Source organism: Sulfitobacter sp. SH24, from assembly GCF_965641895.1.
Taxonomy (GTDB): Bacteria; Pseudomonadota; Alphaproteobacteria; order Rhodobacterales; family Rhodobacteraceae; genus Sulfitobacter; species Sulfitobacter dubius.
The window spans coordinates 2,070,158-2,085,725 of sequence record NZ_OZ282575.1 but is presented as its reverse complement, the minus strand read 5'-3'; the positions used below and the strand labels follow the sequence as shown (position 1 = coordinate 2,085,725).

General features: G+C 58.7%; 13 protein-coding genes. 8 read left to right on the top strand and 5 right to left on the bottom strand.

The window, feature by feature from the left end; translation table 11 throughout:
• Positions 1-229 precede the first annotated feature (229 nt).
• The 5 genes from ACSQ16_RS12840 to ACSQ16_RS12820 are packed head-to-tail and all read right to left on the bottom strand — an operon-like array spanning position 230 to position 4,496.
• Positions 230-1,201, bottom strand: coding sequence for a biotin-dependent carboxyltransferase family protein (locus tag ACSQ16_RS12840; RefSeq protein ID WP_093926457.1), 972 nt, complete (start codon positions 1,199-1,201; stop codon positions 230-232).
• A complete protein-coding gene (locus ACSQ16_RS12835; RefSeq protein ID WP_243262909.1) occupies positions 1,191-2,066 on the bottom strand; it encodes a 5-oxoprolinase subunit B family protein in 876 nt (291 codons plus the stop codon). The genes ACSQ16_RS12840 and ACSQ16_RS12835 overlap by 11 nt, the downstream gene beginning before the upstream one ends.
• A gap of 16 nt (positions 2,067-2,082) precedes the next feature.
• A complete protein-coding gene (locus tag ACSQ16_RS12830) occupies positions 2,083-3,450 on the bottom strand; it encodes an acetyl-CoA carboxylase biotin carboxylase subunit (protein WP_243262910.1) in 1,368 nt (455 codons plus the stop codon).
• Between the two features lie 3 nt (positions 3,451-3,453).
• Positions 3,454-3,690, bottom strand: coding sequence for an acetyl-CoA carboxylase (locus ACSQ16_RS12825; protein ID WP_093926454.1), 237 nt, complete (start codon positions 3,688-3,690; stop codon positions 3,454-3,456).
• A 26-nt stretch (positions 3,691-3,716) separates the two neighbouring features.
• On the bottom strand, positions 3,717-4,496 hold the full coding sequence (locus ACSQ16_RS12820) for a 5-oxoprolinase subunit PxpA (RefSeq protein ID WP_243262911.1): 780 nt from the start codon (positions 4,494-4,496) through the stop codon (positions 3,717-3,719).
• Between the two features lie 125 nt (positions 4,497-4,621).
• On the opposite strand from ACSQ16_RS12820, the gene ACSQ16_RS12815 reads away from it, so the two are divergent.
• From ACSQ16_RS12815 to ACSQ16_RS12780, 8 genes are all read left to right on the top strand, one after another.
• On the top strand, positions 4,622-5,524 hold the full coding sequence (locus ACSQ16_RS12815; protein WP_093926452.1) for a LysR family transcriptional regulator: 903 nt from the start codon (positions 4,622-4,624) through the stop codon (positions 5,522-5,524).
• Between the two features lie 107 nt (positions 5,525-5,631).
• Complete coding sequence (locus ACSQ16_RS12810; RefSeq protein ID WP_243262912.1) at positions 5,632-6,546, top strand: AEC family transporter; 915 nt, start codon at positions 5,632-5,634, stop codon at positions 6,544-6,546.
• A 124-nt stretch (positions 6,547-6,670) separates the two neighbouring features.
• A complete protein-coding gene (locus ACSQ16_RS12805; protein ID WP_243262913.1) occupies positions 6,671-6,994 on the top strand; it encodes a cupin in 324 nt (107 codons plus the stop codon).
• Positions 6,995-7,103: 109 nt separating this feature from the next.
• Positions 7,104-8,069: a helix-turn-helix domain-containing protein gene (locus ACSQ16_RS12800; RefSeq protein ID WP_243262914.1), complete on the top strand. Its 966-nt coding sequence runs from the start codon at positions 7,104-7,106 to the stop codon at positions 8,067-8,069.
• 102 nt (positions 8,070-8,171) lie between these two features.
• Positions 8,172-10,199, top strand: a complete 2,028-nt coding sequence (locus tag ACSQ16_RS12795) for a hydantoinase/oxoprolinase family protein (RefSeq protein WP_243262915.1) — start codon at positions 8,172-8,174, stop codon at positions 10,197-10,199.
• Between the two features lie 3 nt (positions 10,200-10,202).
• Entirely contained in the window at positions 10,203-12,164 is a 1,962-nt protein-coding gene (locus ACSQ16_RS12790) for a hydantoinase B/oxoprolinase family protein (protein ID WP_243262916.1), read from the top strand.
• A gap of 758 nt (positions 12,165-12,922) precedes the next feature.
• On the top strand, positions 12,923-13,582 hold the full coding sequence (locus ACSQ16_RS12785) for a TetR/AcrR family transcriptional regulator (protein WP_243262917.1): 660 nt from the start codon (positions 12,923-12,925) through the stop codon (positions 13,580-13,582).
• Positions 13,583-13,958: 376 nt separating this feature from the next.
• A complete protein-coding gene (locus ACSQ16_RS12780; RefSeq protein ID WP_243262918.1) occupies positions 13,959-15,566 on the top strand; it encodes an ABC transporter substrate-binding protein in 1,608 nt (535 codons plus the stop codon).
• Positions 15,567-15,568 lie beyond the last annotated feature (2 nt).

The window sequence follows — 15,568 nt, the reverse complement described above, 5'->3', positions numbered from 1 at the left end:
GGGGGAGAGGCAAGTCTGTGCATATGGGCCTGACCAACGGGCGTTTGGGGGGCTTTCCCTTCTAACCGTGAAGTTCGCGCCCCGACATGGATGTTTGCCCGCAACATCAGAGCTTAAACGCGATTTGCATTCAAGAGAGCATATCGAAGTGTCGCCCCGGCAGCCTGAAACGATCAGGGCGCCGAGGCCATTCACTTACACTGGGCTAGCCGAGGTGTGCACGCCTGGGCTAGCCGAGGTGTGCACGCACCGCTGCGAGCATCTTCTTGCGGTCGCTGCGCGCTTTCAGCGCCTCGTCCATGCCCACCTTGCGGAACTTAACCGGTGTATGCGGTTGCAACTGTCCGATCAGGTCCATGTCGGCCGAGATGATCGCGCCCAAAGTGAAATAGCCGCCCCCCGACACCGCATCTCGGTGCAGAACGATCGGCTCCAACCCACCTGGCACCTGAATGGAGCCGTAGGAATAACAGCCGTCGACAATGTTGGACGGATCGGCCCCGGCCCCGAAAGGCTGTTCACGACCGACAAACTCAAGCGGTTTGCCTCCCTTGAAACGGTATCCCATCCGGTCCGCCTCAAGTGCGACAGTCCAGTCATCGTCAAAGAACCCCTCTTGCGCGGCAGGGGTCAGGCGGTGCCAATAAAGGCCGGGCAGCACCCGCAGTTCGGCGGGGTTGTCCGGCAGGCGGCGCAACTCCTTAGGAACATTCAGACCCGGTTCGATCATCTCCGCTTCGCCCAACGGGATCACGTCTCCGGCCTGTACATTGCGACCTTCGATACCGCCGAGTGCGCCGATTGGGTAGGTGGAGCGGCTACCAAGGGCAGGGGGGGTATCGATCCCGCCGCTGATTGCGATATAGGCCCGCGCCCCGGATTTGAGGAAATCGAACTTCAGCGTCTGACCGGCTTTGACCTCAAAGGCGGTCCAGCCCTCCTGCGGTTTGCCATCGACCTTGGCAGGCAAATCCGCCCCGGTCACGGCAACGAGCGCGTCCTTTTCAAAGACGATCTCGGGCCCCATGAACACCACTTCGAGCCCCGCAGCCCCTTCGGGGTTGCCGACCAGCATGTTGGCCACGCGCAGCGCGAAACGGTCCATTGCGCCACCAATCGGAATGCCAAGGTGGAAATAGCCCGGACGGCCCAAATCCTGAATTGAGGTTGAGAGGCCCGGTTGAATGACTTTAAGCGACATTGAGCGCCTCCATCAGTTTGGCGTTGGTGCCGGGCATATCCGCGTTAAAGGCTTCCAGATCGAAATCGACCTCAGCGATGCGCGGCACATAGGTATCGGCCTCCACCTCGGCGAGAATGCGGTCATATTCCTCTCGGTCGATCGGCTTCCATTTCACGATGTCGCCCGGTTTGAAAAACACCATGAAGTCGCGCAGGTAGCTTTGCTTTTGCTCGGGATCGAAGATCGGCATCGGCGTTACCCCAAACATCTGGTAACCGCCAGCCCCCCGCACCGAATAGACGCAAGAGAAACAGCCGCCATAGCCCACGGTCTGCTTGGGCGTATCGGTGCGCGGGCGCAGGTATTTGGGCACCTGCAACTGTTTGTCACGCTCAACAAGTTGATAGAGGAACGGCAGCCCAGCAACGAAGCCCACCATCGACACAAACCACGGCTGCGCGTGATGCGCCTCGATAAAGGCTTCGGCGCTGTCGAACCCGTTGATCCGCGCGGCATAGTCGAGATCGGTGCCCGACGGGTCTTGGTGGCGTTCACGGAACCGCATCAGGGTCTCATGGGTCCAAGGATCTTGGTAATAGACCGGGATCTCGATGATCCGCGTCTTCAACCGCTGTTCGGCATCCTCGGCCTTATGCTCAAGCTCCTGCACCTTTTTCATCATTGCCTCGGGCGCGATCACATCAGGGTCGAAGCGGACCTGAAAGGAGGCGTTCGCCGGGCAAATCTCCGTGACGCCCTCGATCTTGGCCTCGCGCACCGCGTTGCTCATCGAGAGGGACTTAAAGAACGCGTCAAGCGACATTTCATCGTCCATCTCGACGTAGATATGTTCGTCGCCGCCGTAGGTATAGCGTGTTTTCACGAGTTGCCTCCTGTGGTTAGGGGGTTGGTTTGAGATTGCCCGCCGCCAGCCAAGGCTCGAGCCATTGCGTATGGAAATCGTCCGCCCGCACCGCAGGGTCATGCGCCAGTGCAAGATGCAGCGGTTTCGTGGTTTTCAGCCCGCCAATCTCTAGCCCCTCAAGCGCGGTGATCATCAGCGCGATTGCGGCGTCACGATCTTTGCCATGGACGATCAGCTTGCCCAAAAGGGAGTCGTAAAACGGCGGCACCTGATAGCCTTCGTAGAGGAAGTGATCAAAGCGGATGCCGTCACCTTCGGGCAGCTTCAGGCTGCTGACCTGACCGGGGAAGGGGAGGAACTGCATCATCGGGTCTTCGGCATTGAGCCGCACCTCGATCGCATGGCCGCTGCGGGTGATGTCTTCTTGAGACTGACGCAGTTTCCCACCGCCGGCGACATGGATCATTTCTTGCACCAGATCCGTGCCCGTCAGCATTTCCGTTACCGGATGTTCCACCTGAATGCGGGTGTTCATCTCGATAAAGAAGAATTCTTTGGTTGCGCTGTCGTAAAGATACTCCAATGTCCCCGCACCAACGTAGCCGACGGCCTTGGCCAATGACACGGCGGTATCGCATAGGTGCTGGCGGGTGGCCTCGTCCAGACAAGCGGCCCCGGCTTCTTCCCAGACTTTCTGGCGGCGGCGCTGCATTGAGCATTCGCGCTCAAAATAATGAACCGCATCGGTGCCGTCGCCCATGATTTGCACTTCGATATGGCGCGGTAACTGGATCGCCCGTTCAAGGTAAAGCCCACCATCGCCAAAGGCCGCTTTCGCTTCGGCCTGCGCCTGCGGGGCCATCTTGCGCAGATCGGCCTCGTTGTCGGCAATGCGGATTCCCTTGCCACCGCCCCCGGCGGCGGCCTTGATCATCACCGGATACCCCAAACCCGCAGCAACTGACACGGCGTCATCTACCGTCTCAAGACGCCCTTTCGAGCCGGGCACGACAGGTACGCCCGCCGCCTCGGCAGCCTGCCTTGCCGCCACCTTGTCGCCCATACGATCAATCGTGTCCGCCGAAGGGCCGACAAACGTAATGTCGGCCTCCTCCAGCGCGCGGACAAAGGCCGCATTTTCGGCCATGAAACCATATCCGGGGTGAACCGCATCCGCTTGGGTTGCCTTGGCCGCCGCGACCACGGCCTCTACGTTCAGATAGGATTGCGCGGCCTGTGCGGGGCCGATGCAGACGGCCTCATCCGCCTGCCGGACGGCTAACATGTGCGCATCGGCTTCGGAATGGGCCTGAATGGTGTGAATGCCCATCGACTTGGCAGCGCGGATGATCCGCACGGCGATTTCACCTCGGTTGGCAATCAGCAAGCGTTTGATAGCCATGTATCAGTCCTCGATTTCTGCCAACGGTGCGCCCGCGCCAATCGCCGCCCCATCGTCGATCAGGTAGCTTTTGAAGGTTCCCGAGGTCTCTGCCTTCACGTCGATGAAGGTCTTCATGACTTCGATCAGACCGACGGTATCGCCTGCCGCGACCGCGTCGCCGGGTTGCTTGTAAAGCGGCTCACCCGGTGCAGATTGGGTGTAGAATGTGCCGGGAACGGGGGAAAGAACCTGTGTCATGTTGGTCTCCTGCTAGAGTGATGTACTTAAAGGGTTTTCGCGACTTCAGCGGCGCTGGCGATGCGTATGCCTGCGTCAAGCAGGCCCGCACGGATGGCTTGGCCCATAGCCAGCGCACCGGGTGTGTCGGAATGAAAACAGATCGAGTCGAACGGGATTTCAATCTCATCGCCCTCGACGGTGGTGACCATGCCGGTCTTGCATGCCTTAACGCATTTCTCAGCAATCTGTTGTGGATCGGGCCGCCCGACCTGCCGGGTAAAGACGATTGAACCGGAATTGCCGTAGTCCCGATCTGCATAGAACTCGCGGATGACGGGGTAGCCCGCCCGTTTGGCGGCGGCATAGGTCTTGGAGACGCTCATGCAAAACAGCAGCGCGTCGGGGCTGGTGGCCTGTAGTGTATCAACCAGCATCTGCGATAGTTCTTCGTTCACAGCAGCTTCCATATAAAGCGCACCGTGAAGCTTTATGTGCTGCAAGGGTGCGCCATGGCGGCGGCCGAATTCGCGGATCGCGCCAATCTGATAGACGATGTCATTGATCAACTCTGCCGCATCGGTCTTTATGTAGCGCCGCCCGAAGCCCTGAAGATCCGCATAGCCCGGGTGCGCGCCCAGCCCAACGCCATGCGCCTGGGCCAATTTGACGACACGGTCCATTGAGTTGGGGTCGCCCGCATGGAAACCCGCTGCGATATTGGCGGAACTGATGATCTGCATGATCTCTTCGTCTGGCGCATCGCCCAGCACCCACTGGCCAAATCCTTCGCCCATGTCACAATTTAGATCGACGGCCTCTTTCATTATCACACCTCCACTGGTCTGGACCTATGATGGCAGCTTGATGCAAAATTGATATTTCTTTTTTTCATTGTTTCATTATTGGATTTTTAGATAATGCTTGGTGCCACGGATCAGGGGGGTAGAGGTTGAATTTTAAGCACTTGAAGTATTTTGTGGCGACAGCCGAAACCGGACAGGTCAGCCGCGCGGCAAAATTGCTTTCGATTTCTCAATCTGCGGTTACGGGGTCGGTCCGCGATCTTGAGGCGCTTTTGGCCGTTACCCTGTTTCAACGCCGCGCTCAGGGTATGGAGTTGACGGATGCGGGGCGGGAGTTCCTGCCGGTGGCGCGGGACATTCTGGAAAAGGTCGATGCGGCCCATCAAATCCACCGTGGCACCTCTGACATCACCGGCAGCTTGACCATCGCCGCGACCTATACAGTCCTCGGGTATTTCCTGCCGTTCCATCTGGGGCGATTAGCGCAGCTTTACCCCGGTATCGACATTCGCATCGTCGAATTGAACCGCCAGAGCATTGAGGAACAACTGCTGCGCGGCCAGATCGACATGGCCGTCGCCCTGACCTCGAACATCCACCGCGACGGGATCGAGACGCTGACTTTGCTGAAATCCCCAAGGCGGTTGTGGGTCCCGGCGGGGCATCGGTTTTGCGACGGCGGGGCAGTGTCGCTGCATAGCATTGCCAAAGAGCCATACGTCATGCTGACCGTGGACGAAGCCGCGCATTCCTCAATGAAATACTGGAACAGCAACAACGCGCACCCGAGCATCAAGTTGCGCACGTCTTCGGTGGAGGCGGTGCGTTCGCTGGTGGCGAACGGGCAGGGGGTCACGATCCTGTCGGATATGGTCTATCGGCCTTGGTCACTGGAAGGGCGACGGATCGAAACGGTGGTGACAGATGTGGAAATTCCCACGATGGATGTCGGCCTGGCCGTCAATCGGTCCATACCGTTGACGCCCGCCAAACAAGCGCTGAAGTCGTATTTCACCTCTGCCTTCCTATCTCCCAAGTTGCAATTTTAGGCGCGACAGTCTTGTAGCGCCCTCGGAATTTATCCATAGAGTTGCGCCATGAATTCCCGAACCAACGCATGTGAGAGTATCGTGTCAAAGCTGACGAGCGACCTGTTGTGATCGCTGGTCTGGGCCTGATTGCACCCTTCTTTATCTACATTCTCGCAGGTGTTGTGGCCCAGCTTTTGCTGCGGCACGGGGCGGAACAGCAGCGCTGGCTGGATGCTTTCATCTTCTACCTCGCGCTGCCAGCGCTGCTATTTCAATCGGTGCGGGTGGTGCCGCCGGGCGCGGCCAGTCTCTTGGGCTTTCTGGCCGTGACCACCGCGATGACCGGGCTGATGTTTCTGATCGGCTGGCTGATCGGGCGCGGCAACAAGACCGGGGACCATGCGGCAGTCTTCGGCCTTGCGGCGAGCTATTCCAACATTGGCTACATGGGGCCTGCACTGACGGTCGCCGTGCTTGGCCCCGCGGCGGGGGCGCCCGCGGCTTTCGTGTTCTGCGCCGATGTCTTGCTGATCTTTACCATTTGGCCCGCTATGATCGGCGAAGGGCGGCGCGGCTTTGCCCGTTTGACTCAATCCCTGCGCAAAGTTGTGACCCATCCGTTCATCCTTGCCACGCTGGCCGCACTCGTCTTTGCGCGCACGGGCTGGGTGCTGCCGACTTTCCTCGACACGCCTCTCACCGGATTTCAAGACGCCGCCGCCCCCGCAGCGCTGTTTTCGCTGGGCCTCACATTGGCCCGCAATCGCGGGGGCGCCATGGGCGCGCGGCTTGGCGCCTGCCTTGGGGTGAAGCTTATCTTGCATCCTCTGGCGGTGGCCTCGGCCTTCATGGTCTTCTCTGGGTTCGATCCGATCTGGGTCGCAACCGCGATCATCATGGGCGCTTTGCCCCCGGCGGCGAATGTCTATGTGATGGCGCGTGCAGAGGGGATTAGCGTGCCGCTTTCCGCACGCACCGTTCTTTACGGCACCGCCTTTTCCGCGATTTCACTGCCCTTGGTGATATCGCTCGTCGGCTGACCCTTTGGCGGCGAATTCACCGCGCTGCGCCAAATCATTCGACGGATGGCCTGAGAATGGCTAGCATTGCCCTTGATAGGGGTGCAGCATGCTGCGCCGATCTAGGATGAGGAGGGGGTGAAGGATGTGCAACGCCGGTGATCGAGGCACCGCGGTTTCGGCCGTTTTAATCGAGAACCCGCGCACCCGCGTCACCCGCTGGAGTTTTTCGGGGCGCGGCGACAATACCGGCTGGCACCGCCACGAATACGATTATCTGGTTGTGCCCATCCAGGACGGGGTGCTGGAAATCCGCGATGCGAAGGGGGTCCTCAGCCGATCGGAACTGAAGGTCGGGGTGCCCTATTTCCGCAAGCGCGGTGTTGAGCATGATGTGCTGAACGGGAACGACGGGGAGTTTGCCTTTATTGAGGTTGAGTTCCTCGAACATGCCGCCCGCCAAAACTGATCCAAATTTTTGTGCGCAAATCACCTATTTCGCGCGTTGGTTCTGGATAGAGTTTACCGAAGGGTTTGAGGTCCGCGGTTTCACGCAAAGCGTTGTACGGGAGTAAGGAATGTTAGTTTCAACCGATAATAGCGGAGCGACCGACAAGAGCGCGATATGGTCCCGGACAATCTCTGAGACCTATTTTCCGCTGTCGGTACAGTGCCACGATCCGCAGGCGTTCAACGGGTCGCTCAGGTCGTGGGGGCTGGGCATTCTGGGGCTGTCAGAGATGCACTGCGACGCCGTCATGTACCGCCGTCACAAAAGCCACTTTGCCGAAGAAAAGGACAGCAGCCTGCTCATCACGATCCCTCAAGCAGGGGATGTGCTCTTTGAGCAGTCATCGCGCGAGACCCGCTGCGCCCCTGGCAGCTTCTTGGTGGAGCAGGGGGACATGCCTTATGAATTCTCCCATGCGCGGCGCAACAAGCTTTGGGTGCTCAAAGTCCCGACCGCCAGCGTGCAGTCCCGATTGGGGCCGACTGAGCGCCTCAGCGCGCTGACCTTTGACGCGACATCGGGTGTCGGGTCATTTTTCGTGGGGGCGGTGCGTAACACCATCGACAGTATCGAAGTCATCAACGACGCCGCGCGCGAATTGGCAGGCCAGCACCTGCTTGACCTTCTTTGCCTGTCGATGCGCAGCGATGATCGTATTCTGGACAGTTCCGTTTCCACCATCCGCGCTGCACATTTGCAACGCGCAGAGCAATTCATCCGCGACAACCTCGCAAACCCAAAGCTGACCCCGATGCTGGTGGCGGAATCCTGCGGGATTTCGCGACGCTACCTGCAAGGTCTGTTTGCCGAGAACGACTGTTCGGTCGCGGGCTATATCCGCGACAAGCGGCTGACCCGCTGTCACGAGACGCTCACGATGGGCCATGACAGTTCGACGATGGCACAGATTGCCCACAAATGGGGTTTTTACGACCACGCGCAGTTCTGCAAACACTACCGCAGCCGTTTTGGCTGCACGCCAACAGCAACCCGCAAAAAAGCCCGGACGGAGGCGGAGCACCGCCCCGACTGACCAAGCAACACCCATTCAACGAAACCAAATGACTGAGCCCTCGCGGTGCAGAACAATGCCGGTCGGCCATCCGACAGGCGTGCAACAAGTTAGGAACAGCAAATGACCAAGACGAGAGTGGCGGTAGACGTCGGAGGGACCTTTACCGATGTATGCATCATGGACGAGGAAAGCGGTCAAATTCGCATCGAAAAGACCCCCTCGACACCTGATGACCCGATGCGCGCGATCATGACAGGCGTGTCGGATGCTCAGGTCGACCTTTCGGATGTCACCATGTTTTCGCATGGCACAACGGTGGCCACCAATGCGCTGATTACCCGCAAACTCCCACGCGCCGCAATGGTGTGCACCGAAGGCTTCCGCGACGTTGTGGAAATCCGGCGCTCGAACAAAGAAGACCTTTGGGACACCTACAAGGACGTGGCCAAACCCTACATCCCCCGCCGCGACCGGTTGACCGTCAAAGAGCGCATCGACGCAAGCGGCAAGATAATCCGAGAGTTGGACGAAGAGGACGCCCGCCGCGTCGCTGCCGTGCTCAAGAAGCGCGACGTCAAAGCAATCGCGGTCTGCTTCATCAACTCCTACGTCAATGGCGAGAACGAGGTTCGCATGCGCGAAATCCTTCGCGAGGTGATGCCGGACGTGCATATCTCGATCTCATCCGAGGTGATGCCTGAGATTTTCGAACACGAGCGGTTCTCGACCACAATGGTCAACGCTGTCGTCTCGCCCGTGGTGGTCGACTACGTGTCACGTCTCAGCGACAAGCTGGAGGAGGGCGGCTACAAACGTGATTTGTTGCTGCTGCACACCGGGGGTGGCGTGATGACCCCGGCGAGCGTGAAGGATTTTGCCGCCCGCTTGGCCGGGTCTGGCATCGCGGCGGGGGCCATCGCCAGCCGCTTTATCGGCAACCTTTGCGGCTATGAGAACTCCATCGGGTTCGACATGGGCGGCACCAGCACCGATGTATCGCTGACGTACCGGGGGGAATCCACGGTCACCAAGGATTGGTATATCGAATACGGCTACCCGATCCGCTTTCCGAGCATCGAGGTGCTGACCATCGGCGCGGGCGGCGGATCGCTGGCGTGGAAAGACGAGGGCGGATCGTTGCGCAACGGCCCCCAATCTGCCGGGGCGCATCCCGGACCGGCCTGTTATTCCAACGGCAATGAGGTCGCGACGAACAGCGACGCCAATGTCGTCCTTGGCCGCCTAGGCCACAGCCTCGCGGGGGGGGACATCACGCTCGACCCCGACCTCGCGGAAAAGGCGGTGCGCGAAACGGTGGCGGAGCCCTTTGGGATGGAGTTGCACGCGGCGGCTGAGGCCATCATCGACGTGGCCAATGCCAATATGGCCAACGCCGTGCGCCTGCTGTCGATCAGCCGTGGACATGACCCCCGCGATTTCGCCTTGGTCGCCTTCGGGGGGGCCGGTGCGCTGCACGGTGCGGCGGTCGCCCGCGAGTTGTCGATCCCGATTGTCATCGTGCCGCCCAACCCCGGTGTCACCTCCGCAATGGGCTGCCTGCTGGTCGATATCCAGCATGACTTCTCGGACAGTTTCATGGCCGATGCCGCCAGCACGACGCCCGAAGACCTCGAAGCCGCCTTTGCCCGGATCGAGAAAGAGGCGGTCGAGCGGTTGCGCCACGAGGGCGTATCGCCGGACAACACGGTTTTGCAGCGTACGGTCGAGATGATGTACCAAGGTCAGTGGCGCTCGCTGGCGGTGTCGGCACCGTCAAAGATCACCAGCACCGAAGACCTCGTGAACGGATTTCACGCCGAACATGAGCGGGAATACAATTTCCGGCGCGAAGATTCCCCCGTCAGCATTTTCCGCGTCGGGGTCAAGGCCACCGGCGTGGTGCAAAAGGCCGAATTGCCGTCCTTCGACGTGGTCAAACACACGCCCGAACCTGATGGGCACCGCGCCGTCTGGTTCAAAGGCGAGGCCTGCGAGGCTGCCGTTTATGACCGGTCGAAAATGAAGGCTGGGGCCGAGTTCAGCGGCCCCGCCATCGTTGAGCAAGTCGATTCCACTGTGGTCATACCGCCCAAGGCAAAGGCGTCGGTCGATCAATACATGAACATTCTTATTCGCGTGAAGGATTGAACCATGAACACCCTATCCAGACCCGACCTTGATCCGGTCACCTTCGAAGTTCTGAAAAACTCTTTCATCACCTCTGTCGACCAGATGGCAGAGCAAATGCTGCGCACCTGTTATTCCTTTGTAATCTACAACCGTGACTTCTCGAACGGGTTGCATGATGCTCAAGGCAACTGCGTGGCGCAGGGCAACTCGGATATCGCGGTGCATGTGGGCACGCTGCATTACACCTGCAAGGATGTGATCCGCGCCTTTGAGGGCGATATGTACCCCGGCGATGTCTATGCGATCAACGATCCCTACGCGGGGGGCACGCACTTTAGCGATGTGCGCCTGATCCGCCCGATCTTTGACGAAGAAACCCTGATCGGCTTCTCGCAGTCCAACGGGCATTGGTCTGACCTTGGCGGCTCGGTGCCCGGATCGTTCAACGTCACGGCCCATGAGATGTTTGGCGAGGCCGTGCGGATCACGCCGATCCGGCTGTTCCGCAAGGGTAAGTTCTGCGCCGACGTAGCCAATATGATTGCGGCCAACACGCGCGATCCAGCCTCTATCATCGGTGACATCCACTCGCAGGCGCAGGCCACGCAGGTCGCTGAACGCGAACTTCAACGCCTTGTTGGAAAATACGGGCGCGATCAGGTGATCCAAGGCATGGAAGAGGTTCAGGACTATGTCGAGCGCGCCGTGCGCCAGCGCATCTCGGACCTGCCCGACGGCACATGGGAGGCCGTGGATTACATCGATCGCGACCCCGGAGCAGGCGAGGGGATGATCCCGATCCACATCAAGATGACGATCAAAGGCGATGAAATCATTTATGATTTCGAGGGTAGTCACCCCACGATCTCGTCGATCTACAACTCCGCGCATGGGGCGACATTCTCGGCCGTGGTGGCGGGGATGAAGACCTTTTTCCCCGACCTGCCGCTTAACAGCGGCTTCTATCGCATGGTCGAGATCAAAGCGCCCAAGAACAGCGTGGTAAGCGCCGAATGGCCCGTTGCCGTCACCGGCTTCCTGATGCCGTTTGAGAAGATCATGAACGCGATTTTCGAGATGTGGTCCCAGATCATGCCAGAACGCGCGATCGCCTGTGCCTTTAACCTTGAATACCTACTTGCCGGGGGCAACGACCTGCGCAAGCCTGAAAAGCCGATCTACATGTTCTACGAATGGCTCCCCGGCGGCTGGGGCGGGCGCAACGGCAAGGACGGCAGCGATGTCACCACCGCTTGTTTCGGCACTGGTTTGATGTCGCAGCCTTCCGAGGGCAACGAGCGGGTAAACCCGACGCGGGCGGATGAATTCCAGATCAAGCAGGACAGCCCCGGCCCCGGCAAATGGCGCGGCGGTGCGGGCGTTATCAAGGCCTCGACGCTGCTGGAGGCAGACAACACCGTGATGTCCTATATCTGCGACCGGGAACGGGCCGTTGTTTGGGGCGTTGAAGGCGGCCTGCCGTCCATGCCCCACGGTCTGATGGTTGAACACGCAGAGACCGGCGAACAGAACTGGCTGGGATCCGTCTTCTCCAACTACAAGATCAAGAGCGGTGACAGGTTTACCCGACCCACGGCAGGCGGTGGTGGATACGGCGATCCGATGGAGCGCGACCCAGAGCGGGTGCGTCATGATGTGATTGACGAATATGTCTCGGTCGAGCGGGCAAAGATCGACTATGGCGTGGTCATCAAGGTAAATGACGCCGATATGCTGGACTATGAAATCGACGTCGAGGCAACCGGGAAGGCCCGGGCGCATATCCGCGAAAACCGCAAGGCTTGGGCGCGGATGGACCCCGAAGAGGTTTCGCGCCTGTACCGCAATGGCGAGATCAACGAGATGGACGCGGTGCGGCAATACGCGGTGATCCTTGACTGGGGCAGCGGCGAGGTGATGCCCAAATCGACACAGCAGTTCCGCGAGAGCTTCGAGCGACGGTCCGTCGCACATTGGAGCTGAGGCAGGCGGTTCGGCAGGTTTTTCCTGCCGGACCAAGCTTACCTCTGAAACGGATGACTTATGATCGTCGCGATGAGAGGGCTTATGGCCAGTGCCACAAACCGTACTCATACAATGTTCGAAATTTTACCCATTTTGATGTGAGCTACATGTATTTAAGAGACTGAAATATAAAGGTTTCGACTGAATTCAAAATCCCCCGCCGCGAGGCATGCCGGTTCGAGTTCGACCTTGGGTACCACCTTGTATTCACGAGGTTTTCCGCGAAATTTTCGATGTCAGTACTGAAGAGATTTGGGGGTGCCTCCTACACGGGACGCCCACATATATCACACCGACTGCCGCATCTGCGCCTTGCGCGACATCTCATTACGATGTGCATTCTTGCGGTGTTTTGCTATCACTTCAAGGTACTGACCAGTGATAGAACGGGGCTCAGTATCAGAGCATCTGGCTTCAGCCGACTTAACGCTTGTGTGTTTTTGTAATCCCAGACGTGGGCATATCGAGTATTGCGGCGGCCGTCTTTGTCTGTGACCGCAATCGGAGATCAGAAATTGGGTTCGATCATTTCTTTAGGGCAGAAAAATCAACAAACTCAGCGGCAGCTAAAAACTGAGACGCTGGGCTTTGAGATTGGGAGCAAGAGGTAATCTGAAGTAAGGGGGCAAAAACTCTTGTGAATAATGTAGTACGTTTTGGTTTAACGCCTTAGCCTTTCAAGCAGTGGGTATTCGATAAACAAAAAGCGACACGCAATGGACCAAGAAATGCACGTGGCACGCCGAGCAGGGATCCGAGAGCCACAGCGGCAGCGAGGTATCGCGCGGTTTCAGCAACTCCTTGACGCCACAGAGGTTATTTTGACCGAAGCGCCCGACAGCGACATAAGCCTTGCCGTCGTGGCAGAGGCGGCGGGCGTCCCTTTGCCCTCGATCTATCACTTCTTCCCCAACAAAGACGCGATCCTTGTTGCTTTGGCGCAGCGCTATCATCAGGCGCTTTCCGCACTCGCACAAAAGCCGTTGGACCCGCCCCCCGGCTCTTGGCAGGAGATCATCCGCCGCCGACAGATGGACGGGGCCGCGTACCTCAATCGCCATCCTGCCGCGTTGCGGCTTTTCATGGGGGCGGGAGTAAGTGCCGAAGTGCGCACTTTGGATTTGCAAGGCAATGCCTCCCTTTCAGCGATCCGCACGGCAGAGTTCAGGCGGTGGTTCGACTTCTCTGCCGTGCCAGATCTTGAGCACCGCATCGGGCTGTCGATCGGGATCATGGATGGCATCTGGGCTATCTCGTGGTCACAGCATCGCTGCATCACCAAAAGCTATCTGACCGAAAGCATTCGTGCATCGACCTGTTACTTGCGCTGCTTCTTGCCAGAGATTCTGCCAATGCGCGAGCTAATCGAGAAATAACAAAACTTTCTACCACTAACTTTCTATGTGTTTCGCGATGGTTAAACGCTGAGCGGTTTACTCCGCACTATGATTTTATACCCTTTGGGGCCACTGTGCACGATGATTCAGCTTTATTTGAGCTGTTCTAGAACAACGAGCTATAGGCGATTTGCTGACCATCAATACCCTCTATGCAGCCAAAAATTCCCTCGCTAACCTGATCTCTATGGCACAGCGGGCCAGCTAATAAATCGCACCGATCACAGTCATTTTCCAGACGGCCGACGGGCAAATTGGCGGTCACCTGCCCGAAAGGGCATGGCAAATCAGTCCTGCCCGAACCATCGACCTCACAGAATGCTGGGGCGGGGAAACAAGCAAAGGGGACTATGGTATGAATACGACTTCATCTTTCAAGACCACGGCACGGCGGCGGGGCACGGCCCTGCTTTTTGGCACGACCAGCGCGTTGATGTTCGGCTCTGCGGTGGCAGCGCAGGATACGCTCGTCGTGGGCCGCTCCATGGACGTCAATTCGCTCGATCCGTCGCGGGCCTTCTGTGACACCTGCCAAATATATCTCACGGCCGTCTATGAACCGCTGATCACACTCGGGGCAGACAATAAGACACTGGAGCCAAAACTTGCGGCAAGTTGGGAGCACAACGAGAATTTCACTGAGTTCACCTTCAACCTAAACCCCGAGGCCGTCTTTTCCGATGGCAGCCCAGTTGAAGCTTCCGACGTGGTCTGGACTTTCGAGCGGCTGCGCAACCTTAAAGGGTCGCCCTCCTTCTTGATGGATGGCACGCAGTCCATTGAAGCGGTTGATGCCCATACCGTGAAAGTAACGGTAGACGCGCCCAACTCCGAATTTCTCAATAAGGTTTCCGCCCCCTACACAGGTATCCTGAACGCCGAAGCCGCGATGGCGGGCGGGGCGCTGGCGGATGAAACTGCGGCGACTGCCGATGGAGCCGAAGGTTGGTTCTTGGAGAATTCGGTCGGCAGTGGGCCATTCGTTCTGGCCAACTACGCCCCCGAAGACGAGCTGCGTCTGTCGCGCAATGACAGCTACTATGGCACCGCCCCCGCCTTTTCCGAGGTGGTGATCACCCAGATGCAGGATTCCGTCAGTCAGGCGCAGGCGCTGGAAACGGGCTCAGTCGATATTGCCATGCAGATCGACGCAGACACGGCCAAATCCCTCGATACCCCGGACGTGGTGACTGAGATTATCCCTTCCTTCAACTTCGTCTACTTCGCTTTCATGCCGGGCTCTACCGCGATGAAGGACAAGCTGACCCCTCAGGTGCGGGAGGCGCTGACCTACGCAGTCGATTATGACGGGATGATCGAATTCACGGTCGGCGGCAACGGTAACAAGATCGCAGCACCCATTCCCAACGGCTTTCCGGGCACCCAGAACCTTGAGCCGCGGGCGCAAGATGTGGAAAAAGCGAAGTCGATGCTGGCAGAGGCGGGCATGGACAGCGGGCTTGAGATGGTTGCCGTTTATCCTAACGACAACGTCTACGGCGTTGACCTCAACGTGATGATGCAAAAGCTGCAACAGGACTTCGCGCAGGTGGGGGTTGAGGTCACGCTCAAACCGGTGACCTATCCGGTCTGGCGCGAAGAGATGGCCGCCGGTACGGCGGACCTTACAGCGGTTTACTACGCACCCGACTACTACGGTTCGGGCCAATATGCAGCATATTTCGGGATGACCGAAGGCTCCACTTGGGTCAGCCGAGCGGGCTACCAATCGCCTGAGACGGTGCTGAACGAGAAAGAGGGCGAAATCTACGCGCAGGCGCTGGCCGCGTCGGGTGAAGAGGCCGCCGCGAAGTATGAGGAGCTGGGCCGAGAGTTGATGGCAGATAACGTCATCATTCCGCTGGTCAGCCCCAACCTTGTGCTCGCCCACCGCGCTGACATCGACGGGGTTCGCTACAGCGCCTGCTGTAACCTGCCGCTCGCCGAAATCTCGCGCAAGTAAAG